Origin of the sequence: Acinetobacter soli (assembly GCF_000760595.1) — a bacterium.
Lineage (GTDB): Bacteria > Pseudomonadota > Gammaproteobacteria > Pseudomonadales > Moraxellaceae > Acinetobacter > Acinetobacter soli.
In genome coordinates, this window is the sequence record NZ_BBNM01000001.1 from 257,009 (window position 1) to 282,743 (window position 25,735).

The 25,735-nt window shown below is 43.7% G+C and carries 25 protein-coding genes; 6 read left to right on the plus strand and 19 right to left on the minus strand.

Going from position 1 to position 25,735, the window contains the following annotated elements:
- Window positions 1–37: 37 nt before the first annotated feature.
- From tgnC to Aso01_RS01250, 5 genes are read right to left on the minus strand one after another with little or no spacing between them, the layout of a single operon-like run.
- Complete coding sequence (gene tgnC, locus Aso01_RS01230; protein WP_004939149.1) at window positions 38–1,504, minus strand: (Z)-2-((N-methylformamido)methylene)-5-hydroxybutyrolactone dehydrogenase; 1,467 nt, start codon at window positions 1,502–1,504, stop codon at window positions 38–40.
- Window positions 1,479–2,561 carry a flavin-dependent trigonelline monooxygenase oxygenase component gene (tgnB, locus tag Aso01_RS01235; protein WP_004939152.1) on the minus strand — a complete coding sequence of 361 codons (1,083 nt, stop codon included), beginning with the start codon at window positions 2,559–2,561 and terminating at the stop codon, window positions 1,479–1,481. The genes tgnC and tgnB overlap by 26 nt, the downstream gene beginning before the upstream one ends.
- A 2-nt stretch (window positions 2,562–2,563) precedes the next feature.
- Complete coding sequence (gene tgnA, locus Aso01_RS01240; protein ID WP_004939155.1) at window positions 2,564–3,496, minus strand: flavin-dependent trigonelline monooxygenase reductase component; 933 nt, start codon at window positions 3,494–3,496, stop codon at window positions 2,564–2,566.
- 29 nt (window positions 3,497–3,525) lie between these two features.
- A complete protein-coding gene (tgnD, locus tag Aso01_RS01245) occupies window positions 3,526–4,317 on the minus strand; it encodes a (E)-2-((N-methylformamido)methylene)succinate hydrolase (protein WP_004939158.1) in 792 nt (263 codons plus the stop codon).
- Window positions 4,286–4,888 carry an amino acid synthesis family protein gene (locus Aso01_RS01250; protein WP_004939161.1) on the minus strand — a complete coding sequence of 201 codons (603 nt, stop codon included), beginning with the start codon at window positions 4,886–4,888 and terminating at the stop codon, window positions 4,286–4,288. Before Aso01_RS01250 ends, tgnD begins: the two co-directional genes overlap by 32 nt.
- A 151-nt stretch (window positions 4,889–5,039) precedes the next feature.
- On the opposite strand from Aso01_RS01250, the gene Aso01_RS01255 reads away from it, so the two are divergent.
- Entirely contained in the window at window positions 5,040–5,714 is a 675-nt protein-coding gene (locus tag Aso01_RS01255; protein WP_228128002.1) for a GntR family transcriptional regulator, read from the plus strand.
- A 16-nt stretch (window positions 5,715–5,730) separates the two neighbouring features.
- The gene (locus tag Aso01_RS01260; RefSeq protein ID WP_004939166.1) at window positions 5,731–6,024 is read left to right on the plus strand and encodes a DUF1330 domain-containing protein; all 294 of its coding nucleotides are present in this window, start codon (window positions 5,731–5,733) and stop codon (window positions 6,022–6,024) included.
- Between the two features lie 125 nt (window positions 6,025–6,149).
- Here Aso01_RS01260 and Aso01_RS01265 read toward each other — a convergent pair whose 3' ends face one another.
- The 7 genes from Aso01_RS01265 to Aso01_RS01295 form a co-directional block, all read right to left on the minus strand.
- Window positions 6,150–6,821, minus strand: coding sequence for a sarcosine oxidase subunit gamma (locus Aso01_RS01265; RefSeq protein WP_004939168.1), 672 nt, complete (start codon window positions 6,819–6,821; stop codon window positions 6,150–6,152).
- Between the two features lie 2 nt (window positions 6,822–6,823).
- Window positions 6,824–9,745: a glycine cleavage T C-terminal barrel domain-containing protein gene (locus Aso01_RS01270; protein ID WP_004939169.1), complete on the minus strand. Its 2,922-nt coding sequence runs from the start codon at window positions 9,743–9,745 to the stop codon at window positions 6,824–6,826.
- On the minus strand, window positions 9,742–10,068 hold the full coding sequence (locus Aso01_RS01275) for a sarcosine oxidase subunit delta (RefSeq protein WP_004939172.1): 327 nt from the start codon (window positions 10,066–10,068) through the stop codon (window positions 9,742–9,744). The genes Aso01_RS01270 and Aso01_RS01275 overlap by 4 nt, the downstream gene beginning before the upstream one ends.
- Window positions 10,069–10,080: 12 nt before the next feature.
- Complete coding sequence (locus tag Aso01_RS01280; RefSeq protein ID WP_004939175.1) at window positions 10,081–11,319, minus strand: FAD-dependent oxidoreductase; 1,239 nt, start codon at window positions 11,317–11,319, stop codon at window positions 10,081–10,083.
- A gap of 41 nt (window positions 11,320–11,360) precedes the next feature.
- Window positions 11,361–12,254: a bifunctional methylenetetrahydrofolate dehydrogenase/methenyltetrahydrofolate cyclohydrolase FolD gene (gene folD, locus Aso01_RS01285; protein WP_004939178.1), complete on the minus strand. Its 894-nt coding sequence runs from the start codon at window positions 12,252–12,254 to the stop codon at window positions 11,361–11,363.
- A complete protein-coding gene (gene purU, locus Aso01_RS01290) occupies window positions 12,251–13,117 on the minus strand; it encodes a formyltetrahydrofolate deformylase (protein WP_004939180.1) in 867 nt (288 codons plus the stop codon). The genes folD and purU overlap by 4 nt, the downstream gene beginning before the upstream one ends.
- A 259-nt stretch (window positions 13,118–13,376) precedes the next feature.
- Window positions 13,377–13,610 (minus strand): hypothetical protein, encoded by a 234-nt coding sequence (locus Aso01_RS01295; RefSeq protein WP_004939183.1) that lies wholly within the window; start codon window positions 13,608–13,610, stop codon window positions 13,377–13,379.
- Window positions 13,611–13,970: 360 nt separating this feature from the next.
- Here Aso01_RS01295 and Aso01_RS01300 point away from each other — a divergent pair, with 360 nt between their 5' ends.
- Both Aso01_RS01300 and Aso01_RS01305 read left to right on the plus strand, forming a co-directional pair.
- Window positions 13,971–15,011: an NAD(P)H-dependent flavin oxidoreductase gene (locus Aso01_RS01300; RefSeq protein ID WP_004939186.1), complete on the plus strand. Its 1,041-nt coding sequence runs from the start codon at window positions 13,971–13,973 to the stop codon at window positions 15,009–15,011.
- A 229-nt stretch (window positions 15,012–15,240) separates the two neighbouring features.
- On the plus strand, window positions 15,241–16,311 hold the full coding sequence (locus tag Aso01_RS01305) for an iron-containing redox enzyme family protein (RefSeq protein WP_004939188.1): 1,071 nt from the start codon (window positions 15,241–15,243) through the stop codon (window positions 16,309–16,311).
- Here the strand turns inward: Aso01_RS01305 and Aso01_RS01310 are convergent.
- Both Aso01_RS01310 and dusB read right to left on the minus strand, forming a co-directional pair.
- Window positions 16,295–16,855 (minus strand): TetR/AcrR family transcriptional regulator, encoded by a 561-nt coding sequence (locus Aso01_RS01310; RefSeq protein WP_004939191.1) that lies wholly within the window; start codon window positions 16,853–16,855, stop codon window positions 16,295–16,297. The two genes, Aso01_RS01305 and Aso01_RS01310, sit on opposite strands and share 17 nt — an antisense overlap.
- Window positions 16,856–17,129: 274 nt before the next feature.
- The gene (dusB, locus tag Aso01_RS01315; RefSeq protein ID WP_004939192.1) at window positions 17,130–18,155 is read right to left on the minus strand and encodes a tRNA dihydrouridine synthase DusB; all 1,026 of its coding nucleotides are present in this window, start codon (window positions 18,153–18,155) and stop codon (window positions 17,130–17,132) included.
- Window positions 18,156–18,236: 81 nt separating this feature from the next.
- Here dusB and Aso01_RS01320 point away from each other — a divergent pair, with 81 nt between their 5' ends.
- Both Aso01_RS01320 and Aso01_RS01325 read left to right on the plus strand, forming a co-directional pair.
- Complete coding sequence (locus Aso01_RS01320; protein WP_004939195.1) at window positions 18,237–19,448, plus strand: DUF1615 domain-containing protein; 1,212 nt, start codon at window positions 18,237–18,239, stop codon at window positions 19,446–19,448.
- Window positions 19,415–20,068 (plus strand): HAD family hydrolase, encoded by a 654-nt coding sequence (locus tag Aso01_RS01325; protein ID WP_004939198.1) that lies wholly within the window; start codon window positions 19,415–19,417, stop codon window positions 20,066–20,068. Before Aso01_RS01320 ends, Aso01_RS01325 begins: the two co-directional genes overlap by 34 nt.
- A gap of 76 nt (window positions 20,069–20,144) precedes the next feature.
- Here the strand turns inward: Aso01_RS01325 and proB are convergent, their stop codons facing one another.
- From proB to Aso01_RS01350, 5 genes are all read right to left on the minus strand, one after another.
- Entirely contained in the window at window positions 20,145–21,278 is a 1,134-nt protein-coding gene (gene proB, locus Aso01_RS01330) for a glutamate 5-kinase (RefSeq protein ID WP_004939200.1), read from the minus strand.
- A gap of 18 nt (window positions 21,279–21,296) precedes the next feature.
- Window positions 21,297–22,499 (minus strand): Obg family GTPase CgtA, encoded by a 1,203-nt coding sequence (gene cgtA, locus Aso01_RS01335; RefSeq protein WP_004939203.1) that lies wholly within the window; start codon window positions 22,497–22,499, stop codon window positions 21,297–21,299.
- Between the two features lie 148 nt (window positions 22,500–22,647).
- Window positions 22,648–23,328: a hypothetical protein gene (locus tag Aso01_RS01340; protein ID WP_004939204.1), complete on the minus strand. Its 681-nt coding sequence runs from the start codon at window positions 23,326–23,328 to the stop codon at window positions 22,648–22,650.
- Between the two features lie 9 nt (window positions 23,329–23,337).
- Complete coding sequence (locus Aso01_RS01345; protein WP_004939207.1) at window positions 23,338–24,066, minus strand: hypothetical protein; 729 nt, start codon at window positions 24,064–24,066, stop codon at window positions 23,338–23,340.
- Window positions 24,067–24,217: 151 nt separating this feature from the next.
- Complete coding sequence (locus tag Aso01_RS01350; protein WP_004939208.1) at window positions 24,218–25,675, minus strand: glyceraldehyde-3-phosphate dehydrogenase; 1,458 nt, start codon at window positions 25,673–25,675, stop codon at window positions 24,218–24,220.
- Between the last annotated feature and the right edge of the window lie 60 nt (window positions 25,676–25,735).

Consider the following 25,735-nt stretch of genomic DNA (forward strand, 5'->3'; position numbering starts at 1 on the left):
TAAATTTACGACATCAAAATCATCCTGATTTGACTCACTACCTCATAACAAAAGGATCATCAATTGGCTGATCTGACATTCGAAGCCAGACAGTTTTTGTGGTGGTGTATTCAAGTGCAGCACTCAAACCACCTTCACGACCGTGGCCTGATAGTCCATAACCACCAAACGGTGCCAGTGGTGAAACAACCCGATAGGTATTGAGCCATACAATCCCCGCACGAATGGCACGGGTCATACGATGCGCCCGATTTAGATTGCTAGTGAACACACCAGACGCCAGCCCGTAAGGCGTACTGTTGGCTTTTTGAATCGCTTCTGCTTCTGTAATGAACGTATCGACCGATAGCACCGGACCGAACAGTTCGGTATGAATACTTTGTGCATCGGGCACGCCAGTACAATCCAGAATCGTCGGCGGATAGTAATACCCCGCTCCTGCGCACACTTGACCACCCGTGATCAGTTTTGCACCTTGTTCAATTGAGCGCTGCACCACTTGCTGAATCTTTTCACGTTGCTTGAGCGTGCACAGTGGGCCGTATTCGGTTTGCATATCATCGGGTAAACCCATCTTGATACGTTGTACACGTTCGGATAAACGCTGCAAAAATTCATCTTTGATACTTGCTTCAATCAAAAGACGCGAACCCGCCACGCAGCTTTGGCCTGTTGCAGCAAAAATTGCTGCAATCTGTGCATTTAAGGCGCTATTCATATCTGTATCTGCAAATACGATAAACGGAGATTTACCCCCGAGTTCCAGTGAAACCTTTGCCAGATTTTCTGCACTATTACGGACAATGTGTTTGGCTGTTTCTGGGCCACCAGTAAATGCAATATGGGCCACTTTAGGATGTGCACTTAATACAGCACCACATTCTGGCCCAAAACCAGTAATTACATTCACCACACCAGCAGGAAAACCAGCCTCATCAATCAATTTAGCAAATTCGAGTAAGGGTGCCGGTGCCTCTTCAGAGGCTTTTAATATAACTGTACAACCTGCCGCAAGCGCTGGTCCGAGTTTAACCGCAGACAAAAACAATTGACTGTTCCACGGGACAATCGCAGCAACCACACCCACTGGCTCACGTACAAGCCATGCCTGCATATCGGGTTTATCGACAGGAATCAAACTGCCTTCGAGTTTATCTGCCAGCCCTGCATAATAGCGATAGTACTCTGCTACGTAAGCAATCTGGCTGGAGGTTTCACGAATAATCTTGCCGGTATCTGTGGTTTCTAAAGCAGCAAGTCGTGGCGCCGCCTGTTCGACCAGGTCGGCAAGTTTATAAAGTAACTTGCCGCGCTGGGTGGCCGTCAACCCCGCCCAACTGGCGTTATAAAATGCTTGTTCGGCTGCATCTACCGCACGATTGACTTCATCTGTTCGTGCTTCTGGCATTTTTGCCCAGATTTCACCTGTAGCCGGATTGATGCTGTCAAATTGCGCAGCACCATTCTCAAACTGACCGTTAATATACAGCTGAAATTTTTGCATGACGGCGATCCAGTTTTGATTCAGAAAATGCGGGCATAACTTCATTAATCATACGTTCGAGAGAGGCTTTTTTACGTTCAAAACTCATTCCGGTATCAATCCAGAATGAATACTCGTCGTATCCCATAGCTTCATACGCTTTTAAACGCTCAATCACTTCTTGTGCCTGACCAATGACATTATTTTTACGCATCGCTTCAGGTGTATAAAAAGGATGCGCTGCAATTTCTTCATCTGATAATGGTGCAATCAGACCTTGATTGATTTCACGTTCATTTTTAAACCATGCACCGAAATAGTTGTAGAACACGTTCATCTCATTAGCCGCAAGCTGCGCATCTTCTTCACTATCGGCCACATAAGTATGGCGTAGCAACATGATTTCAGGGCGTGCAATATCCTGAAACTTTTCACAGGCGCTATTGAAATGTCCCATTAACTTTTCGACTTCTTCGTCGCCCTGATGAAGCGGAGTTACCTGTACGTTACAGCCATTTTGTACAGCAAATTCATGACTATTTGGATCACGTGCTGCCACCCAAATTGGAGGATAAGGTTGCTGTAGTGGCTGAGGTGCCGATGTGGTTTTTGGAAACTGCCAAAACTCACCGTGATGTTCATAATCCCCTTTCCATAGGTTTTTAACGGCGGGAATCATTTCGCGTAAACGCTGACCAGCACTCCATGCATCCATACCGGGTACCATACGCTCGTATTCAAAAGAGTACGCACCACGGGCAATCCCGATATCCAGACGGCCATTGCAAATAATGTCGGTCATAGCCGCTTCGCCAGCCAATTTGATCGGATGCCAAAACGGTGCCACTACGGTACCAGTTCCCAAACGTACATTTTGGGTTTTGTTAGCTAAGTCGGCCAGATTCAAAAACGGATTCGGCGCAATGGTGAAATTCATGGCATGATGCTCACCCGTCCAGATTGCGTGCATACCACCACGGTCGGCAATCTGACACAACTCAATCATTTCATCATAAAGCTGTTTTTGTGTTTGCTGATCCGAGACACGTTCCATGTGTACAAATAGTGAAAAACGCATGGTTAAACTCCCTCTTTAACAATTTGACGAACTGTGCCACTGGTATGATTACCGTAATAAACACCATAGGTTTTCAGATAATTTTCTTTGCGATAACGCATCAGCATGCTTTGTAAAGCACTGTCGACGAACGTGAGTTTTTCAAGGTCATTTAAATCGACAAACTGACCTCTATGCGCAGTCGCTACAGGGGTATTACACAAGAATGCAATGTATTGCTGCTGAGTGGTGATATCGTCATACACAGAATAGATAAAGCTGGGTGATGCCTCTGGCTGATAGGTTGCAAAGATCTTTTCCAAGGCTTTTTCTGCACCGTCTTTTTCGACCATCAAATGCGGCAAGGCCCATTTATGATCGGCTGTCTGTTCGAGCAAGATTTTATTTTCGTGCCCAATCAATGCCATCATCATGACTTTCATGCTTGAAATGACATCTGTAGAGGATTTGGCTGGCGTGAAATAGGCACCGCGATAGTAGCCAAGACCTGCAAAACCCGCCGAAGCAAAATTTTCTACTTTACCAATGAGTATGGCATGGTCACCTGCATCGACCACCTGATAGGTGGTACAGTCGAACCAAGCACTGACGCCGTCAATTAATGGATTTTGATATTCACTTTTTGTCCAAGCTAAATGAGCAAATCGATCATCGCTTGGGCGGGCAAAGGTATTAGATACATCTTTTTGTTCTTCTGCCAAAATATTAATGGCAAAGTGTGATGCATCTGCAAAGTTATGATAATTGCTTGATGTCTTGGCAATGCTGACTAAAAGCAAAGCTGGGTCCAAAGACACCGAAGCAAAAGAGTTTGCGGTAAAACCAAGCGGCGTCCCGTCATCTTTACACGTGGTCACGACCGTCACGCCTGTCATAAATGATCCAAAGGCATCGCGTAGCTCACGTATTTTATTCACTGCATCCATTTCGCTCATTTCAATACTCCTTCAATCTCTGAAACAAATTAGGGGGCTGTTTCCAACCACGCTTGCATCGCTTGATTGACTTTCTCAGGTGCGGTGAGATTCACCATATGCCGTTCGTTTTCAATCACAATTGCAGTGCCATGCTTGGCCTGATTTGCCATTTGTATAGTCATTTCTGCGGTTGAGTTTGGATCATCTGTTCCAGTTAATACCAGTGCTGGACATTGGATATCCGCCCAGCCATCTGCATACACCAAGTCCCCTTGTGCAAAAGCACGATAGGCGGTGGTATATCCAGACATATTCACGTTTTCAAGCCACGATTTAACCCGTTCGGATGCGGTCTTTTCAATTTCGCTTTGGCCAAACCAGCGCTGCAAAGGTGTATCGATATCCAGATGACCTTGTTTGAGCGCTTCGGCTCGCTGAATCACAGCTTCTCGAGCCGCGTCGGTACGCTTATACACGCCATTGAGTACTGCCATGCGCTTTACTAGATCTGGTCGGGTCACACTTACACCTGTAGTGATGAGTGACCCCATCGAATGTCCCGCCAGATTGACAGGCCCCAGATTTAATGCACAAATACACTCAATGGCCCAGTCTACAAAATCTTGTAGCTGTGCATCTGCTGCAAGTGCAGTACTCTGACCATGCCCTGGCATATCCAGAGAAACAACATGATAATGCTTTGAAAAATAATCAATTTGTGGATACCATGCCTCGGCCTGCATTCCTACACCGTGAATGAGAACCAGCGGTTCTCCTTCACCTTGCTCAAAATAATGAGCGGTACGATTATTTGACAGCTGCAGGGTTTTTGAGATCATGGCCTAACTCTTCTAAATCTTTATAACGATCACCAATCCGGTGATGTGGGCGACCTGCGGTTGAGGCTGCAATCACCACCACCAGTTCATCTGCAGCGGGTGCATCGGCAATCGCGAATTGAACTGTCAAATAATGTGAACGGCGACCTTCATCATTTTTGTCCATCATCGGCACTAAAATCGGCGCATTTGCTGGGCCACGTGTATTGTTAAATGCCAAATAAGATTTCGCACCCACAGCGCTGCGGTAAGTATTACCAAAGTGCAAGGTATGAATGAGTGCAGAAGCATGTTCGAGCTCACCATCGAGCCCGACAACAGCAGATTTACCAAATGCCTCGACGGCTTCACCAGAACCAACTTCATCAATAATCATCTTGGTTAAATGCTTGCTCAACTCTGGCGCAATGCGACGGATTTCTGGTGCAAGATCTTCGACATATCCCTGTCCAGCCCATGGATTTTTAAGTACCGCAGCAGCAGCCACCATCTTTAATGGTGTTGGCGCTTCTTTGCCACCATCCACATAAATTGTTTCTACGTGCAGTACTGTTTTTCGGATTAGGCTCACGGATTTTCCTCCCTTGTTTTACATCAATATAAAACACAATATTATGGTATACAATAGTACAGACTACTCAAGTACCGTTTTTTTTGCTAATATTGATACCTATAAATGTAACCAAAAATTACACAAATAAATTTTGAGTGAGTGTATGACTTTGAATCTAAAAATCGAGCATCCCCCTATTACGTTGAGGGAAATGGCACTAACCAATCTGCGTAATGCCATCATTACAGGCTATTTCCCAGCAGGAAAACGTCTGGTTGAGCGAGTATTATGTGAAGAATTAGGCGTGAGCCGCACGGTGGTACGTGAAGCGATTCGTTATTTGGAAGCAGAAGGATTGGTAGAAACCCTACCCAATAAAGGCCCGATTGTATCGGTATTAAACTGGCATGTTGCGCAGCAGATCTATGATATCCGTTTATTACTCGAACAAAGTGCCGTAGTTGACTGTACTAAAAAGCTTGACGAGCAAGGTAGTCAGAAACTTCAAAGCCATCTACAAAAGCTACATGATGCATTTGAAGATGGAAAAATGCAGGATTTACTCAGTGTTTCTAGAGATCTGTATCGTTTTATTTTTGAAATTGCCAATCATGATATTGCTTGGGAAGTAGTTGAACGCCTCAACGGAAGAATCAGCCGTTTACGTGCCATGACCATTAATTCCCCCCATCGTGCGGTGTCGGGTTACGAACGTATTTGTACGATTGTCGAGGCAATTTTAATGAAAGATGCCGATGCAGCCAAAGCAGCCGTTGCTGCACATTTGCATGAGGCATCGACAATCGCCAAGCAAATTCTTGAAAAACAAACACAGGAACAATAAATCAAAGGGATTAAATATGAGTGCTTACTGGATCGCACATGTCACCATTCATGATATGCAGCAATATCAGGAATATATGAAACTTGCGCCGGCTGCCTTTGAAAAATACGGTGCAAAATTCTTAGCGCGTGGGGGTGAATCTGTTTGTTTAGAAGGACAGGCTTATCAGCGTCATGTCATTATTGAGTTTTCAGATCTGGCGACTGCACAACAATGTTATGACTCAGAAGAATATAAACAGGCGCGTTTAGCGCGTGAAAGATGTGCAGATGTGATGATTAGCTTCGTAGAAGGCTTGCCAACAAGCTAAGACAAAACCCAAATACTCCTTAAAAAAAGGACAAATACATTGGGCAGATATTTGTCCAAAAACGAGTCGATCGCGTTCATCATTTTAATGGGGAAGTGATGAACGCTTGCAATGATCTTCCCGCATTACAATAACACATTGATTCCAGATATTTTTCCATCAAATTCCTGTATCGCATCTTGCAAAACATCCCACAAGTAGAGTGCTGCCGCACGATCACACAGAATATTAAACTTATGCGTATTTGGATCACTAACATTTACCACTATTGCATTGATTCGTGCGACGGATGTCTGTGCAATCTGACCCACCTGAAATACATCAAGTCGCATATCCACAGCACATAACTTTGCCATGACCTCGGCTACAGGCGCGCCAGATAACTGAATCCATGCATGGCTATCTTGGCGTGGCAGTAAATAATTGGCACACTCATCCATTTGCCAACCTTGCTCCAACTGGCTCACGCGCTCACCAAAATCCTGAAGCGACCCAAGTACACAATATTCAGTCAAAGATAAACGAAGTACCCAGCATCCATCTTCTTGCTGTATGGCCTGATTCGGTTGCTGTGGTAATTGAAATCCATAACTGCTCAAGTAGGCAGCGGCATCTTGTCCTCTAAACCCCACACGGGATAGATTGGTTAAATCTACAATACTGCACTGGGCTATCGTTTTTTCATCGGAAAAAGATTGGTCCTTAAGAAAGCGTTTTCCCAAACCAAAGCTTTGATATGCAACTTGAGATCCACCTATTTCAATAGGACTACGTTCTGCCTGATAAAGTGATTGCATGGTTAAATCTCCTGACGCTGATTTTCTGGATCATAAAAAGGCGCTTTCACTACAGTGGCATGCACCATTGCACCCTTCTCAACACGAATTGGAAATTGCTGTCCAACTTCACTTTGCCCAATTCCGACATACGCCATTCCAATAATTTTATCGAGCGTAGGTGAATATTCACATGAGGTGATATTTCCAGAAATATTCTCACCCTCAAGCACAATATGTCCTTCTAAGGGTTTTTCCTGCGATTTATCGAGTACAAATGACACCAATTTACGTTTTAAGGGTTGTTGCTCAAGGATTGCAATTGAACGCTTGCCCACAAACCAAGGCTTGTTTCTGGCAACGGCCCATCCTAGATCAACCTCCTGAGGATGAGTCATGCCATCGGTATCCTGACTAATGATGATATGACCTTTTTCCAGACGTAACAGACGCTGGCTTTCTACGCCAAATGGCTTGATATCAAATGCCTGACCAGCCTGCATGAGGTGATTCCACATAAACTCGCCATAGCGTGCCGGAAAGTGAATTTCATAGCCTAACTCGCCTACAAAGCCAACTCGCAAGATACGTACAGGAATGCCCTGTATATGTCCTTCCCTTACACCTAAATATGGAAACGCCGTATTTGACAAATCAACATCGTGACACACTTTTTGCATCACGGCACGTGACTGTGGGCCTGCGATATTCACCGCGGCTAACGCGGTGGTCACATTGGTAATGTCTAGATTCAAACGCCACTGTGCATTCCATTTCAGCATTTGTTGATAGATACGATCGACACCACTTGTAGTAGCGGTCACATAAAAGTGATGCTCACTCAAGCGCGCTGCAACACCGTCATCAATCACTACTCCGTGCTCATTCGACATCACGGCATAGCGGGTTTTCCCCACTGGCAACTTTGTAAAGCCAAAGGTATAAAGCCGATTGATGAATTCAGCGCTATCTGGCCCACGAATTTCAAGCCCGCCGAGCGTAGAAACGTCAATCATGCCCACTTGATTGCGTACATGCTTCACTTCATTTTCAATATGTTGTAATCGGTGTGCCGCATCACCATAAAAGGCTGGTCGTTGCCAATTTCCTGCCGGCATCATGGTGGCGCCTGCTTCAAGGTGTTGCGCATGCATCGGAGTTTGGCGATACGGATCAAAACTACGCCCTGCGACATGTGCCAGTTTTTCCACAGTAAATGGAGGTCGGGCTGTGGTCACCCCTGTTTCACTTACACTGCGCTGAGTCGACTTAGCGACCAAACGAGCTGTGGGCAGTGCTGAATGACGACCTTGCGATGGCCCCATGCCAACCGTTGAAAAGCGCTTCACCAACTGGATATCGCGGTAACCACTTTTGGTGGCATTGACGATATCTCGAATTTGTAAATCTTCATCAAAATCGACAAACTCTTTGCCTTTAGGATGGGCAAAAATCGGCCAAGGAAAATTGATTGGATTGTTTTTTAATACAGTATTTGAAGGCCATTGAATATTAAGCGGCTGTCCTAAAGCATACTGTGCAGCCAGTGTGCCCGTATATTTTGCATGCTCCACCACCTGCTCAATGGCATGTATACCCTCGACTGAGCCTGTGACATGTAAGCCTTGAGGCAAGCCTGAAAGATGAAACTCGGCTTTTTGATCGTTATAACTCAGCTTTCCACCTGCTTGGCAGAGCAGTTGGTACACGGGCATGTATCCAGAAGACATACACAGTACGTCGCAATCCAGTTTTTTTATCTCTTGAGCGACTTGACCTTCAGATACAATTTTTCGAATATCAACACCATGAACGCGATGCATGGTTTTGTCATGCAAAGCTTCAAATACGGTACTGCCCAGATAACAGGACACATTTTTGGCTTTGACCGCACCATAGGCGGCTTTATTACGTGGAACTTCACGCAAGTCGACCACCGCAACCACGTCTATACCTGCTTCAAGCATGTCCAGTGCTGCCAAATAACCATCATCATGACCAGTTAAAATGACAACTTTTTGTCCAGGCTTGACGGCATATAACTTGATGAGACGTTGCACTGCGCTGGTTAGAATCACCCCTGGCAAATCATTATTTCTAAAGATTACAGGTTGATCAAAGCTACCGCTGGCTACAATGCATTGCTTGGCGCGCACTTTATACATGCGCTTACCCTGAATCACAGGTAAATAATGGTCGGTAAACCACGCATTACATACTGCCTGCGTCATGACTTGAATGTTGGCATGTGCATTAACGGCATTCACCAGTTGCTCGCGTAGCTGATCGGCCACCACTCCTTCAACATCAAAGCGTGCATAATTCAGGCTGCCACCCAACAATTTCTCTTGCTCGACCAAAAGTACCTTGGCGCCTTGCTCTGCAGCAGACAATGCCGCCTGCAAACCTGCTGGCCCACCACCGACCACGACTACATCGTGAAACAGATAGGCTTTGTCGTAGTATTCTGGTTCAAAGTTTAAATCCAGAACACCCAAACCTGCTTTTTTACGAATGAATGGTTCCCAGAGTTTCCACACGCCCTTAGGTTTGTAAAATGCACGGTAGTAAAAGCCAACAGGCATAAATTTAGAAAACTTACCTAAAAAGGCATCAGAATCCTTCAATAAAGAGCCTGAAAAGTTTTGTCCAGCGGCACGTAATTGCGGTTGAATGTCTGTGGTATCTGCCAAAACATTCGCTTCTTCTGGAAGCTGAATCAAGGTATTGGCATCTTGTCCAGCCATGGTCAATGGTGCACGTGGACGATGATATTTAAAAGAGCGCGACATAACCCAGCGCTGATTGGCAATTAAGGCGCTGGCAATGCTATCCCCTGCAAAGCCTTGATATTTTTGATGATCAAATTCAAACGCTACGACTTGGGTACGATCGATCATACGACCGTACGGATGCGGAAGCCGTTGTAAAGCAAGATTACTCATGTCAAAGACTCCTTCATAGGTGTAGCAGATGCGCTGGTTTTGACTGCAGAAAATTCAACACGTCGATCAAAGATTTCTTTAGGATCAAAAGTTCTTAAAATTTCATCGGTCACGGTATGTCTTTGTGCAATGAACCAGTAACTGCTCGGGGTATGCATCCACCACTCCAAAACCACGCCTGCAATATTGTCAGTATTGAATACATAATCTGCCCACTCCAGATCACTACACGTATTCTGATCCGGCATTTCTTTAAACTCACCACCGTAGGTAAATTCGCTGATATTTCGTGGCCCATTTAAAGGACAATGCATAATTTTCATTTCATGTTCTCCTTAATGGCTCGCCGCAGTCGCGCCCATTTCGTTGACTTGTTGAAAACGACTAAAACGCGACAGCTCAAATGGCTTGATCAGGTCGGGGGTACGCCCTGTTGCGACCAGCTCTGCCATGGTTTTGCCGCAAATAGGCGTCGATTTAAAGCCCCAAGTGCCCCAACCTGCATCCAGATAGTAATTGTCATACGGCGATTTCCCCATGATCGGACTATAGTCTGGGGTCATATCCGTGATTCCCGCCCATTGACGCATGAGCTTGACATTGGCCATAAACGGAAACATTTCAATCGCATGGGCAAGCAGGCTTTCTTTTAAATCTAGGGTGGAGCGCGTGTTGTACAACGGATACGGGTCTGATCCCCCCCCAAATACAATTTCTCCCCGACTGGTTTGCTGCACATAACAATGCAGCGCGGAAGAACTTACTAGCGGATTGATAAATGGCTTAAAAGGTTGTGAAACCATGGCCTGTAAAGGATAGGTATGAATCGGCGCGCGGATCTTGAGCTTATTCATTAAGATTGAAGACGCACCCGCAATGGCCTGAACCACACAGCCACATTGCACCATACCGCGATTGGTTTTAACTGCCGTGACCTGATTGCCTTGCACCACAAAATCTTGTACTTCGGTAAGCTGATGAATTTCCACACCGCGTTTCGCAGCTTCTTTGGCATATCCCCACGCGACAGCATCATGACGCGCTGTCGCACCGTCGATATGCCACAACCCAGCCAATACAGGTAAATGTGCGGGATCTAGATTGAGACATGGCACCAGCTCCTTAATTTGCTTTCGATCAATCATTTCAGTGCGCCCCCCAAAATGCTTATTGACTTCTGCACGCTGACGAAATGCTCGAACTGTCGAATCTGTATGCGCCAAGGTTAATTGACCACGCTCGGAGTACATAATGTTAAAATCAAATTCATTTGATAGATTTTTAAACATCCGAACCGACTCGGCATAAAACTTCACACCGTCTGAAGTCAGATAATTGGAACGAATCACTGCCGTATTACGTGCCGTATTACCACCGCCCAAATATGATTTTTCCAGTACCGCAACATTACTGATGCCGTGATATTTCGATAAATAGTAGGCAATCGCCAAACCATGTCCACCTCCACCAATAATCACAACGTCATAATGAGACTTAAGTTCCTTAGGGGGTGGCAAATCCACTTCCACAGGATACTCATCACTTAATCCATACTTCAGCAGACTCAAAGGCATGGTGTATTTCTCCGCGGCGTGTCATAACGCCTTTTCATCATTTATATTTGTGGATGCTGCAAACGTACTGCCTGCAAGGTGTTTTTCATCAAATACGCAATGGTCATTGGGCCTACACCACCAGGCACAGGGGTAATCGCACTGACCATCGGCAAGGCATCTTCAAAATCGACATCACCCACCAAGCGTGTTTTTTCATGTGTCATAATTCGATTAATGCCCACATCAATCACCACGGCATCGGCTTTTAGATACGATGCGTTGACCATATTGGCTTTGCCCACAGCCGCCACTACAATGTCGGCCTGCTGACAGACCTGCTCAATGTTGGGGGTTTTGGAATGAACAACCGTGACCGTACAGCTCTCTTTCAGTAGTAATGCCGCCATCGGTTTGCCTACAATGTTGGAGCGCCCAATCACGACCGCATGTAAACCACTTAAATCATCACCTAAGCTGTCTTTAAGTAAACGAATACAGCCCGTCGGTGTACATGGTGTTAAAACATCACGTCCTTGACTTAAGCCCCCCACATTTTCACTATGAAAACCATCCACATCTTTTTGAGGGTGAATGCGTTCAAGCACGCGAGTTTCATTGATTTGTTTAGGTAAAGGTAACTGCACTAAAATGCCATGTATGCTGCCATCTGCATTTAGCCGATCAATTTGTGTAAGCAGTTCATCTTCACTCAGGTCAGCATCAAAGCGGAATTCCAATGAACGAATTCCAACATATGCCGCTTTTTGAACTTTATTACGTACATACACCTGACTTGCTGGATCTTCTCCAACCAGCACAACAGCTAGACATGGCTCAACACCCTGAGCCGTATAACGCTCAACGTCTGACTTGACTTCATCAAGTACGCTTTGCGCAATGGCTTTACCGTCAATGATTTTGGGACTGTGCTGTTTTAATAAGACAAGACTCATTTGAACACCACCGTACGGTCATCATTCATAAAAACGCGATGCTCGACAAAATATTTTACGGCTTTAGAAAGTGCGACGGTTTCAGTATCGCGCCCAACAGAGACCAAATCATTTGGCATATACGCATGGTCAACACGTTGTACTTCCTGCTCAATAATCGGACCTTCATCTAAATCACTGGTGACAAAATGTGCAGTTGCGCCGATCAGCTTGACGCCTCGTTCAAAGGCTTGATGGTACGGCCGAGCACCCTTAAAACCCGGTAAGAATGAATGATGAATATTAATTGCACGTCCAGATAATTGAGTACATAAGCTATTGGATAAGATCTGCATGTAGCGCGCTAAAATGACCAATTCAGTTTTGGTTTCATCGACAATTTTTAGTAGTTCTTGTTCTTGCTGCTGTTTAGTTTCTTTGGTCACTGGCAAATAAATGAAGCGAATCCCTTCACGCTCGGCGATGGCACGTAAGTCCAGATGATTGGAAACAATGGCAGTAATGTGAAAATCCAGCTCACCTTTATGATGTCGATATAACAAATTCAACAAGCAGTGATCAAACTTACTCACCATGATCAACACTTTCATCGGATTTTTCTTTTCGTAAAAATCTGCCTTCATTGCAAATTTCATTGTGACATCTGCAAACTTTTCTTTGAGTAATGCCAAATCTCCTTGCCCTTCGTTAAAACGAAATACAATACGGCTAAAAAAACGTCCTGTAATTTCATCGTCATATTGTGCCATCTCGCTAATGTAGCAATTATTTCCAGCTAAACAATTCGACACAGCAGCCACAATACCCGAGGCAGCAGGACAAGAGATTTTTAGAACATACTGATCGACAAGATCGTTGGCCATGATGTTTCCCCAATTAACAGATTCGAGACACTTAACGATGTAATCAATGCAATCGGCAAACATCGGTAAGTTTACTATCAGGAAATTAAGTTTCCTTTTGGTAATTTATATAAGAAAATAAATCTCTCGTCTAGTGAATTTGAAAAATTTTTTACTGTGGGGAATATTTTTTTATATATGATTATCAATTACTTATAAATATACAGACGTGCAAAAACATGGATAATCCCGATTTGGACTATCCACATAAAGCGTGGAATTAGCACAACACTTCGACGGTATGAAATTGTTTGAGTTGCAACAATGAATCGAATGGATTGGCAGACTGGCATAATTGATTTAACTGATCATGAAATTGATGCACAAATACGTGATTACAATTGATAATCCAGCCTTTCACACATGATGTTTCAGTATTTTCCATATACAGTTCACAGGTCGTTTGACCAATCAAACGTATATTCTTGATTTTGAATCCACTGTCGATTTTCATGTCTTCATCTCCTGCAAAGTTGTCAGTTATTTTTTTAGAGCAAAGAACATGCCATGAATAAATTATTTAAATTTTCAATATTTTAGAGTTTTAAAAGTTTTATTATTCTTAATAAGAATTTTTTATGCATCATTTGAGTACAAAATAATGTAGTTTATGTCATGTTTTGATGCATAACATAACCAGCATCATTTTAAACCTGTCATCATGATCTTTCTCATTTTATTGAATAGTATTTCAAGTGCTGAAACTGCTTTATCTTTTACAAAAATTTATTTAACGTAGAATAATAATTCATCTCATAAATATGCTGCATGAATCATTGCAAGCTTTTGAACCATCGCATAAGGATAAAAAAGGATGTCATTATTATCGTTGCTCAAGATTAAACATCCCATCTTACTTGCACCGATGGCGGGAGTTTCGACCCCCGAACTTGCAGCAGAGGTTTCAAATGCAGGTGGTTTAGGCGCTTTAGGCTTAGGTGCCAGCACCCTAAATGATGCAAAAAAGCAAATCGAACATACACAGACACTGACCGATCAACCTTTTCAACTTAACTTTTTTTGCCATACGCCAGAAGCACTTAATGCTGAGCATGCCCGTGCATGGATTGATTTTTTAAGCCCGGAATTTTCTCGTTTTAATGCCACGCCGCCATCCACCTTAAACCGTATCTATCCTAGTTTTTTAGAAAATGACGACTTTTTAAAATTGGTCTTGGCTACTGCGCCCAAAGCAGTGAGCTTTCATTTTGGCCTTCCCCATGCCTATCAAATTCAGGCTTTAAAAGCGGCGGGTATTGTCACACTGGTTAGTGCAACCAATCTGGCAGAAGCAAAAGCCATTGAGGCTGCGGGAATCGACATCATCATTGCGCAAGGGATTGAAGCAGGTGGACATCGGGGTATTTTTAATCCCACTATTGATGCAGCCATTAATACAGCCGATCTGGTTCAACTGATTCACCAGCATTGTCAATGTCCAGTCATCGCCGCAGGTGGGATCATGACGGGTCAGCAAGCGAAACACATGATGCGACTGGGCGCGGCTGCGGTACAACTTGGTACGGCATTTGTTCAATGTAAAACTTCAAACGCCAATGCGGCATACCGACAAGCACTTCGACAGCAACCACTCACGCAAATTACTGCCAGTATTTCAGGACGCCCTGCTCGCGGTATTATCAATCGCTGGCATACTGAATGTGATCATCCTCAGCGTCCAAATGTACCGGCTTATCCATATACGTATGATCTGGCCAAACAATTGCATCAACTGGCGGCTACACACGGATATCATGAATACGGTGCATTTTGGGCTGGCAGTCATGTTGCGCAAATCCGTGAGTTAGAAGCCACCGATCTGATCAATCAAATTTTACTAGAAATGTGCAGTTAATTTTTTTAGATCCTATATTTAAATAGTCTCTATAAGTTTATTTATTTCAATTGCTTATTTTTAATAAAAATCATCTTTCTTTATATTTAGCGTCAGTTTTTTAAGTTTATTTTTTAAGATTTTGGCTGTTTTTAATAGCCATATTTGAATTGAATTCCTGTATATTCTGTTGCGGTTTAGGGCACGCTCACGTGTCAAACCGTTTAATAAATAATGTATTGGTAGAATTATGGAAAAGCTTTTAACACCAGCAGAATCTTCAGCCGCGTTGTCCATCACGGATGTTGCTTGTTTATTGAAATATCCAGTGCATATTAGTCTTCAGCATATGATTCAATGCACCGAACTGAATCAATTTCTCCAATCAGATCCCGATTTTGAACAAGATTTTCTAAAGTTAGTTGAATCTACGCTTGAAAGAGCCTTTGTTGAGAAAGATGATCAAGCCGCCTACGAAATTCACTCATCGCTTTACCAATTGTATAATCTGCAAATCTCAGACCCGCTTTCTTCAGAAGCACTGAATCAGCATCAGCCATTTTTTTATGCACTACGCAACACCATTGAAGAATACTGGTTAAATCATTTAAATCTAGATTCGATTTATCAGCTAGACCATTCAGCTGATGATATTTCAGACACAATTATGCAGCTATGCGAGAGCAAGAATTTATCGGCTCATCCTTTGTTTGATTTTCTGGCTCATGAGGCAACCGATCGTCAGCTGTATGCTTTTTTCCATAGTGACTATGAGCTGAATATCCGCTTCTTCGATTTGCTCATTTTGACGCTTTTAAATTCGCCTGCAACTGCACGCATGGAAATGATCAAAAATCTTTGGGACGAATCTGGTAAAGGCGACCGCAAAGAAACGCACGTCAACATGTTTAATGACTTGATGGAGCATTTCAATCTGGATAATAAAGCGTCATTTCCTGCGCATGATTCTTGGCAAAAAATGGCAGGCTATAACCTATTTATGCTGGGATCCTTAAACAGAAAGCATTATTACCTTTTACTCGGCATTATGGCTGCGACCGAAATTATCGATCCACAGTCTTACCTTAAAGTTCAAGTCGCATGCCAGCGTCATGGCTTAACTGAATGGTTGTATCGTTACTACTCTGAACATTCTGAGATCGACATCGAACATTCTCAAGGCTGGCTCAATTACGTCATCGCGCCGATCTTAAAAGAGCGTGATGTTAGCCGCGACATTTTACTTGGTGTGGTCTATCGCTTGAAAACCTGTCAGGAATACTACGACAGCTTACTCAAGTATGTTAAGTCTGTTGGATAAGGCGTTTCGCTGCGTTCCAAGCATCTAGGGCCGCATGCCGATTGCCAATAATCTGGGCCGAAAGTGTAGCGCCATCGAGCAACATCATCATGATCGGTGCTACATTTTTTGCCTGAGTATCATCCATGAGTTCACTTAAAATCTGTTCGATCTCGTGAATCAACTGCTCTTTTTGCTGTGTAGCAACTCTATTGATTTCATTGGTTTTACTGGGGAACTCATTAATTGCTTTGGCAAATAAGCAGCCCGTAAAGTTCTTTGCGGTAAACCATTCATTGTGCCAATCAAATACCAGCTCAAGCTTTTGAATGGGTGGAAGTTCATTCGGAATCAACTGACTCAGTGATTCCCGGCAAGCACGGTCACGTTCTTTAAGCACTTCTAAAATGAGATTTTCTTTGGAGAAAAAATACTTATATAACGTATTTTTTGAGATATCGGCATCTCTGATGATCCAATCCACCCCAACTGCATGGTATCCAAACGAGCTAAAGAGATCCGTCGCGACCTGCATGATCCGTGATCGTTTTAAGTTTCTTTGCATCTTTAATCCGTTAACAGAATTCTTAAGGAGCGTTATATCGATTTTTATGAATATTAGCACACTACACTGAAATGAGTGGATCAAATTTATTCAAACTGTTCATTTTTAACTGCTTTTATACAATCTTTTCTCATGATGTATATTTAAGAACCAGTATATCTTTAGATCGATATTTTTATTTAAAGATCAACTATATACCCATTATCACTCAAGTGATTTTTTGGAATTATGATAAAATGGCCACGATTCATGACCATTTTCTCATCAGAAGAAATTAACTAACCTCTAATAAATTAACTTGCTCGGTCTGAACATCACTCATACGTTCTCCCTGAGCCAACAATGCATCAAAATAGGCTTCAACGACCTGCGCTTGTTGTAATGTGCTATCGACTTGATACATATTTTGACGAAACTCATTGCTCGAACGTAAGCCTTTGGTGTACCACGCAATATGCTTACGCGCGATTCGACATCCAGAGTATTCACCGTAAAATGCATATAGCTCAGCAAGATGCCCCAACAATACTTCTTTCACCTCTAAAATAGTCGGTGCATCTAAATGTGTACCCGTAGCTAAATAATGAGAAATTTCTCTAAAAATCCAGGGGCGCCCCTGTGCCGCACGTCCAATCATAATGGCATCTGCACCAGTATAATCGAGAACATATTTGGCTTTTTCTGGGCTATCAATATCCCCATTGGCAATCACGGGAATTTTAAGGCGTGATTTCACTTCCTTAATCAATTCGTAACGCGCAGTATTTAAATACATGTCTTCACGTGTGCGACCATGCAACGCCAAGGCCGCAATACCTGATTGCTCAGCTTGATTGGCCACGCGCAAAATATTTTCTTGACCATTTAAAAAACCAAGCCGTGTTTTAAGTGTTACAGGCACATCAACGGCCGCAACTACAGCGTCTAAAATACGCGCCACCAGATCTTCGTCTTGTAAAAGTGCTGAACCGGCAAGCTTGTTACAGACTTTTTTTGCGGGACATCCCATATTGATATCGACAATTTGAGCACCGTTAGCCACCTGATAACGTGCCGCCTCGGCCAGTTGCTCTGGGTCAGAACCCGCAATTTGTGCCGAAATTGGAGCCAGTTCACCGTCAAAGTTTGCACGATAAAGACTTTTTTTCGTCATTCTCAAGGTCTTATCGGCCGTCATCATTTCGCTTACGGCATGACCGGCGCCAAAGTATTTGCACAGTGTACGAAACGGACGATCCGTTACTCCTGCCATAGGGGCAACGATTAAATTATTTGACAGTTGATAAGACCCAATATACATATATATTCATACATTTTACGATCAACATAGTATACTTCATCCGCTTTTTTGACTCATCCTTTTTCAAGGTGTTTTGCTTGCATGAACGATTCAACTCTTTCCGGTGGTTTGCTTAAAACGTTGTCTGTTGCACTTTTAGGGTTAACAATGGCAGGGTGCAGTGATAGTTCATGGTGGTCAAGCAATGATGAACCCGAACTCAAAGCAGAACAAATTAAAAAACTGATTCCATCACGTGTGCATGACCGTCAATCGTGGGCCAATGACATTGATGAAATCATGCAAAAACTTAGTATTGCCAAAACCAAAGATAACGTCTGTACCGTCATTGCGGTGGTCGATCAGGAATCAAATTTTGTGGCAAACCCTGTGGTGGCTGGCTTAGGGGAAAAGTCGGTTCGAGAAGTCAGCACCCGTTTAAACGAGAAATTTGAAGATAAGCTGGGCAAAACCATAGGCGGGCCAGTGGCTGGTTATTTTGAAGATGTTCTCAAAAACCAACCGTCTAAAGAAGACAATTACATGAGTCAAATGCGCAAAGTACGCACAGAACAAGATCTAGATGTGCTGTATCGAGAAATGTTTGACTATATGGCTGGCCATTATCATGTGAGCGCTATTACTGGTGCGGCTAAACTTGTCGGTCAGGATATTGCAGAAAAGATGAATCCGATTACCACACTGGGTTCTATGCAGGTCAATATCGTTTATGCCAAAGAGCACAAGCGTGTGAAGCTGCAAAGTGTCAATGATTTACGCGATGATTTATATACTCAATATGGCGGGCTGTATTATGGCATTCATCGCTTGATGCTTTATAAGGCAGATTACAGTAAGCCGCTTTATCGATTTGCAGATTACAACTCTGGTATGTATTCAAGCCGCAATGCGTCTGTTCAGGATATGATCAATAAGCTTAGCGGTGAGCAACTTACCGAAGATGGAGACATGTTGCTTTACAGCAAAGATGGTTCCGTTTTGGGGACCAAGAGTAGCTCGGAAAAAGCCCTGATCAAACTGTTTACGCAAAACAATATTCTGATTACACCTAACCAGATTCGTACAGATTTAAAACTTGAAAAAACTCAAAGTTTTGAGCAATCACCGACATATATTGCTATTATTAAATTGTACGAGAAACAAACGGGCAAAGATGCCCCTTACGCCATTATGCCGCAGGTCGTCATTTCTGGGCCAAAGCTCAGTCGTGATTACAATACAAATTGGTATGCCACACGTGTAAACGGAAGATATCAGACATGCATGCAACGCGCAAAACGGATCAAACTGTAAATCTTGCACTTTTTGATTTTGATGGCACCTTATGCACGAGAGACAGTTTTACGCATTTTATTTTTTATGCCTTGTCTAAACGCCATATTGTGCGTCAGGGCATTAAAATTTTGCCTTGGATTCAGGCATATTATTTAAAGCTTTACCCTGCCCCGTCCATGCGGATCAAACTATTCGACAGCATGTTTCGTGATACTCCGTTGCCCCCCATTCAGCAACTCGCAAAAGAATATGCGCAGCAATTGATGAATCATCTTGATCCGAAACTGTACGCTCAGCTCAAACAACATCAGTTGCGTGGCGATAAAGTGGTGATCGTCTCGGCTTCAATAGACTTATATCTCAAACCATTGGCTGATCTACTCGATGTTGAACTGATTTGTACCGAAGTCGATATCCGCAATCAAATCATCACTGGCACGTATACCACACCCGACTGTAGTTCTGAGCAAAAAAAGCAGCGTGTTTTAAGGCAGTATAATTTAGACCATTTTGAACTGGTTTATGCTTATGGCAATAGCCATGAAGATTTAGAGATGATGTCGTTAGCCGATGCCAGCTATATGGTTGGCGAAGATCAAACATTACCTCACATTGAGCAACTTAAGAAATTTGCCTAATATCAATCAAGACAGATAAAAAATTTCAAAAAAAAGCCCAGACATTCATTCTGGGCTTTTTTGTTCACATTGGATCTTAATAAATCGCCATATGATTGCGATGAATCATTTCAAGTGATCGAGCTTCACCCAATACCTGATAGACTTTATCTGAAGCGAGGCCTTTGATGATCTCAGCCGAACGTGAACTAAAATTCACTCGCCCAACCGCAATTCGCTGCCCCAATTGATCAACACACTCAACCACATCACCACGATTAAAATGGCCTTCAACCGCTTTAACGCCTACAGGCAATAAACTACGATGACGCTGTTTAATCGCATCGACGGCACCATCATCAATGACTAAACGACCAGCCGTTTGCAAATGTGCGGCAAGCCACTGCTGATGCGCAGTCATACGATCTTTATCGGTACTAAAGAGCGTTCCGAGCATTTCACCCGCCATTAAGCGAGACAAGACACGGTCGCTTTCACCGCTGGCAATCAATGTTGGACAACCAGACTTCGCGGCTAAGCGTGCTGCACGTACCTTAGTCACCATACCGCCGCGGCCTAAAACTCCACCACCACCGGCCATTTCAAACAAACGATCGTCGAGTGCATTGACGATGGTGAGCAGTTTTGCTTCTGGATTATTGCGTGGGTCGGAGTCAAACATCCCTTGCTGATCGGTCAAAATAATCAGCAAATCAGCATGTACTTGGCCCGCCACCATCGCTGCCAGCGTATCGTTGTCGCCAAAACGAATTTCATCGGTCGAAACAGTGTCATTTTCATTGATCACCGGAATCACACGCCACTCAATCAGATTTTGCAAGGCATCACATGAATTGAGATAACGTCGACGATCTGCCAGATCATCATGGGTTAGCAAGACTTGAGCCGTCTGAATCGAGTGCTTATCGAGCACACTCGACCACGTGTGAATCAAGCCCATTTGACCAATGGCCGCACAGGCTTGAAGACTGGGTAGATCGGTGGGTCGGCTCGAAAGCTTCATGCGAACCATACCTTCTGCAACCGCACCAGACGACACCAATATAATTTCGTGTCCGGCAGTGTGTAGATCGGCAATTTGAGTTGCCCAATGCGAAATTGCATCTAGATCTAGACCTTGTCCGTTGGCGGTAAGAAGAGATGATCCGATTTTAACAACGATACGTTTACACGCCTTGAGCTGTCGTTGCCCATCGATCACTTCAATCATTTTTCCCTCGAGTTCGTCTTAACGAACGTAAATCACTTCTACTTCGTCATCATCGTCGTCAAAATCATCACCCTGACCTGCTTCACGCTGTGCTTTACGCATGGCTCGGTATGCTTCTTTTGCTGCGATCGTTTGTTCACGTGTTTCAGCTTCAAGCTGTTCACGGAATGCTTTTACTTGTCGTGCGTATTCTGGATCTTCAGCTTCAAGTTCGCGCTGCTGTTCAATCTGATCCATCAAATAGTACACCACTTCTTTGGTGCCTTCTAAGAGTAAGCCTGAGGTACGAAACACCGGGCCAGTCCACTCTAGCTCATCCAAGATATGTTTACACCATTCTTCGCGGCTGGCTTCTTCAATCTGATCGAGTTTGTTGAGTACCAGTACAACAGGAAGCTGAGCCAGCGTCGGAGAGAATTTTTTCAATTCACCAATGATCGCTTTGGCATTGTGTACCGGATCAGAACCATCAATCGGTTGAACATCCACAATGTGCAACAAAATACGTGTACGTGCCAGATGTTTCAAGAAACGAATACCAAGACCTGCACCTTCCGCAGCGCCTTCGATCAATCCCGGAATATCGGCCATCACAAATGAACGATGTCGGTCGGCATCGACCACACCTAGGTTTGGTACCATCGTCGTAAACGGATAGTCTGCAACTTTTGGCTTCGCCGCACTCACTGCACGAATAAACGTCGATTTACCTGCATTTGGCATACCGAGCAAACCAACGTCTGCAAGTACTTTCAGCTCAAGACGGATCTCACGAAATTCGCCTTTAATCCCTGTGGTGAATTTACGCGGTGAACGGTTAGTCGATGACTTAAAGTGTGTGTTTCCTAAGCCGCCATCACCACCGCCAGCCACCAAAACACGCTGACCATCTTCAACCAAATCGCCAATAATATCGCCAGAATCGACATCCACAATGGTGGTGCCTACTGGTACTTTTAATACAACATCTTCGCCACCACGGCCTGTACAGTTTGCGCCGGCGCCATTTTTACCACGTTCTGCACGGAATTTACGGGTATAACGGTAGTCAACCAGTGTACCGGTGTCGTCATCGGCCTGAATATAGACGCTCCCGCCTCGACCACCGTCACCCCCATCTGGACCACCAAAAGGTACAAATTTTTCACGGCGAAAACTGGCCACGCCATTGCCACCGTCGCCAGCCTCTACGGTAATGACTGCTTCATCAACAAAGCGCATTTGCCAATCCTCTAAAATCTCTAAAACCGCCTATTCTGCCATATTTTAAAGGATTTCTCGAATATAAAATCAGTTATTTCACCTGTACGCGAGAAAGCCGATGCAGAGGCTTGCTGTATATGAAGAACAACATCTTCATTTGAGCTGTTTAGGGGTGTATATTTCGTAGTGGTAACTGGATGTGCATATCCAGATTGGCCTGTGTTTCTCTTACCTCGTTATACATAATGGCATTAAATGTCGCGACTTTTCGCATGGTCATCGGATCATCAATATTCAAAGTCGGTTTAAACTGATGTTTCACAGCCAGATTGATTGGTTCGTCAAACTCAAAATACACCGGACCATTAAATACAATTTTAATGGGCACCTGATAAGTACGATTCAAACGAAATGGCACATCCAGCCGAATCGGAATATTCATTTTCAGCGGAAATTTAGGTAACAGCTGATTTTGGTAAATCAGATCTGTCGTGCTCTCGACCGGCATCTGTTCATCAATTTTTATGGTGGTTAAATAATCCACACTCACAGAAACAGGTGTTTCTACTTCAAAGGCCAACTGAGCCAGATATTTGCCTTTAAGGGGCAAGGAAAGCTGTCGGTTAATGTGGATATCGGTATTGAGCTGCCCCATAGAATGGGTTTCTAAATGGTTGCCTACCTCGATGCGTGTAGGCAAATACTCCGATAATTGCACCTGTGCATGCTGCGCTGAAACATACATGGAAGCCTGAATGTTGAGGTAAAGCCAAAATAGCAATGCCACAAGACCAACCACCGCAACAAAGCTCAGTAATGTGCGTTTCAATGATCCAAATAACCACATAGTCACCCCCTATTGCACGCCCGACTGGACAGCAGTTGAGGGAGCAGCAACGGGTTGTTTCTTTAGCGTCACGCTAGACAGCGGAATTTTTAATTCGCCTTTCTGAATTTTGATAGGCAAGGTATTCTTCACTTCTACGCTTGCTGCAAGTGCAGTTTTGATTGGTACATTTAAATGCCCATCGACTGGAATATTGGTTTTCAAGGTCGTGTTGAGCGGTATATTTAAGTTTTCTTGAAGCACTGTTCGCACAGGCGCATCAAATTTTAGATGGACGTTTTGATCAAGTGGCACTTGAATGTCTAGAGGTACGTCTAGGTTAATGGGAATGGTGCCTTTAATCGGCAGCGTGATATCACGTCCGAGTACTCTGACCTGTACTTTGGTATCAATCGGTAAATCCTGACGAACCTTGAGCACTTCTTTTACCGGAATGATGGTTTTAATCGGCACCTGATTATCAAAGTACACCCGCGGCGTCAGCGTTTGAGTGAGTGGGATATTCAGGTTTTCGTGTATAGGAATAGTGGCATTGACGCGTCCGCTCACATCCACATTCAAGGCATCCTGAATTTTAACTTTGGCTTGAAGTGGTTCTTGTAAATCAATATTCACGGCCTGATTTTCAAGCGGGATATACACATTAAAATGTTTAAATACCCAGATACCAATCGTAACACCGACAATACTGGCCAGCACAATAAACACCAGCCCTCCGAGCAATTTCTTGACCTGCAACGTACTTTCCTTTTGCAACTTTTTTATTTTACTTGGCTTTCAGCTTGGTAATCACTCACCAATATCCAGCTTGGTTTCCAATTTAACTGTCATTACATCATACATAAAAAAGCCCAGTCGAAACTGAGCTTTTTATATTTTTTAAACTGGCTTATGCCACGCTAAGTGCAGGCACTTTCGGATAGTTTACGCCACACATTTTTTCTGCAATACGAAGTACCTGACAGCTATAGCCAACTTCGTTGTCGTACCATACATATGCTGTCAAATGTGTACCTGATGTAATGGTTGCTTGCGCATCAAATACACCTGCAGTACGTGAGCCGATAAAGTCGCTTGAAACTACTTCAGTCGAATTGGTATACCCAATTTGACCTTGAAGGTTTGAGTTGATTGAAATTTGACGAATATATTCATTCACTTCATCACGATCAACTTCTTTCTCAAGCGTTAGATTCAAAATCGCCAATGAAACGTTTGGTGTTGGTACACGTACCGAGTTACCTGTGAGTTTACCTTTCAGTGCAGGTAATGCTTTGGCCACCGCTTTTGCAGCACCAGTTTCGGTAATCACCATGTTGAGTGTTGCAGCACGGCCACGACGGTCTGCCTTGTGGTAGTTATCGATGAGGTTTTGGTCATTGGTAAATGAGTGAACAGTTTCCACGTGACCATTTAAAATCTTGTATTTATCATCGATTACTTTAAGTACACCAGTGATGGCATTCGTTGTACAGCTTGCAGCAGAAATGATTTTATCTTCATCTAAAATGTCGGCTTGGTTTACACCAAATACCACATTTTTCATGTCGCCTTTACCTGGTGCAGTCAATACTACACGTGCAACACCTGGGCACTTCAAATGTTGGCTCAAGCCATCAAGATCACGCCATTTACCAGTGTTGTCGATCAAAAGCGCATTGTCGATACCATAAGCAGTGTAGTCTACTTCTGCTGGACTCGATGCATAAATCACTTTGATGAACTTACCGTTTGCAATAATTGCTTCGTTTTCTTCATCAATTGAAATCGTACCGTCGAATGAACCGTGAATTGAATCACGACGTAGCAAAGATGCACGTTTTGCCAAGTCGCCATCAGATGATTTACGAACCACAATGGCTTTTAAGCTTAAACCGCGACCCAAACCAGATTGGCTGATAATCAAACGCGCCAAAATACGACCGATACGACCAAAACCGTAGAGAACGACATCTTTTGGCTCTTCAGAGGCTGCATTGCCCTTGATTGATTCAACAGCTTGCGCAACAAAAGCGTCGACATCGCCACCTTGCTGTTTGTAGGCCACTGCCAGCTTACCAATATCTACTTCGGCAGAACCAATATTGTCAAGTTTTGCCAAGGCTTCCAAAATTGGGAAAGTATTCACAACAGAAAGCTCGACATCGACAACACGTGTACGACGATGTGATTTCAAGATCTGGATGACAGAGCGGTTAATTAAAGAACGGCCATAAACAGAAACAACGATATTTTTTTCGCGATACAACTTGCCAATCAAAGCGATCATATGTTCCGCGATTTCTTCGCGATTTGTCCAACGTCCTTGATGTTCAGCATGCAGTGCGATGATAGTCTCTTTGCTCACAGATACGTCCTCTAATTAATGTTATCTAGGCGTGAATTTCAAAACGCGATAATTGTAAAT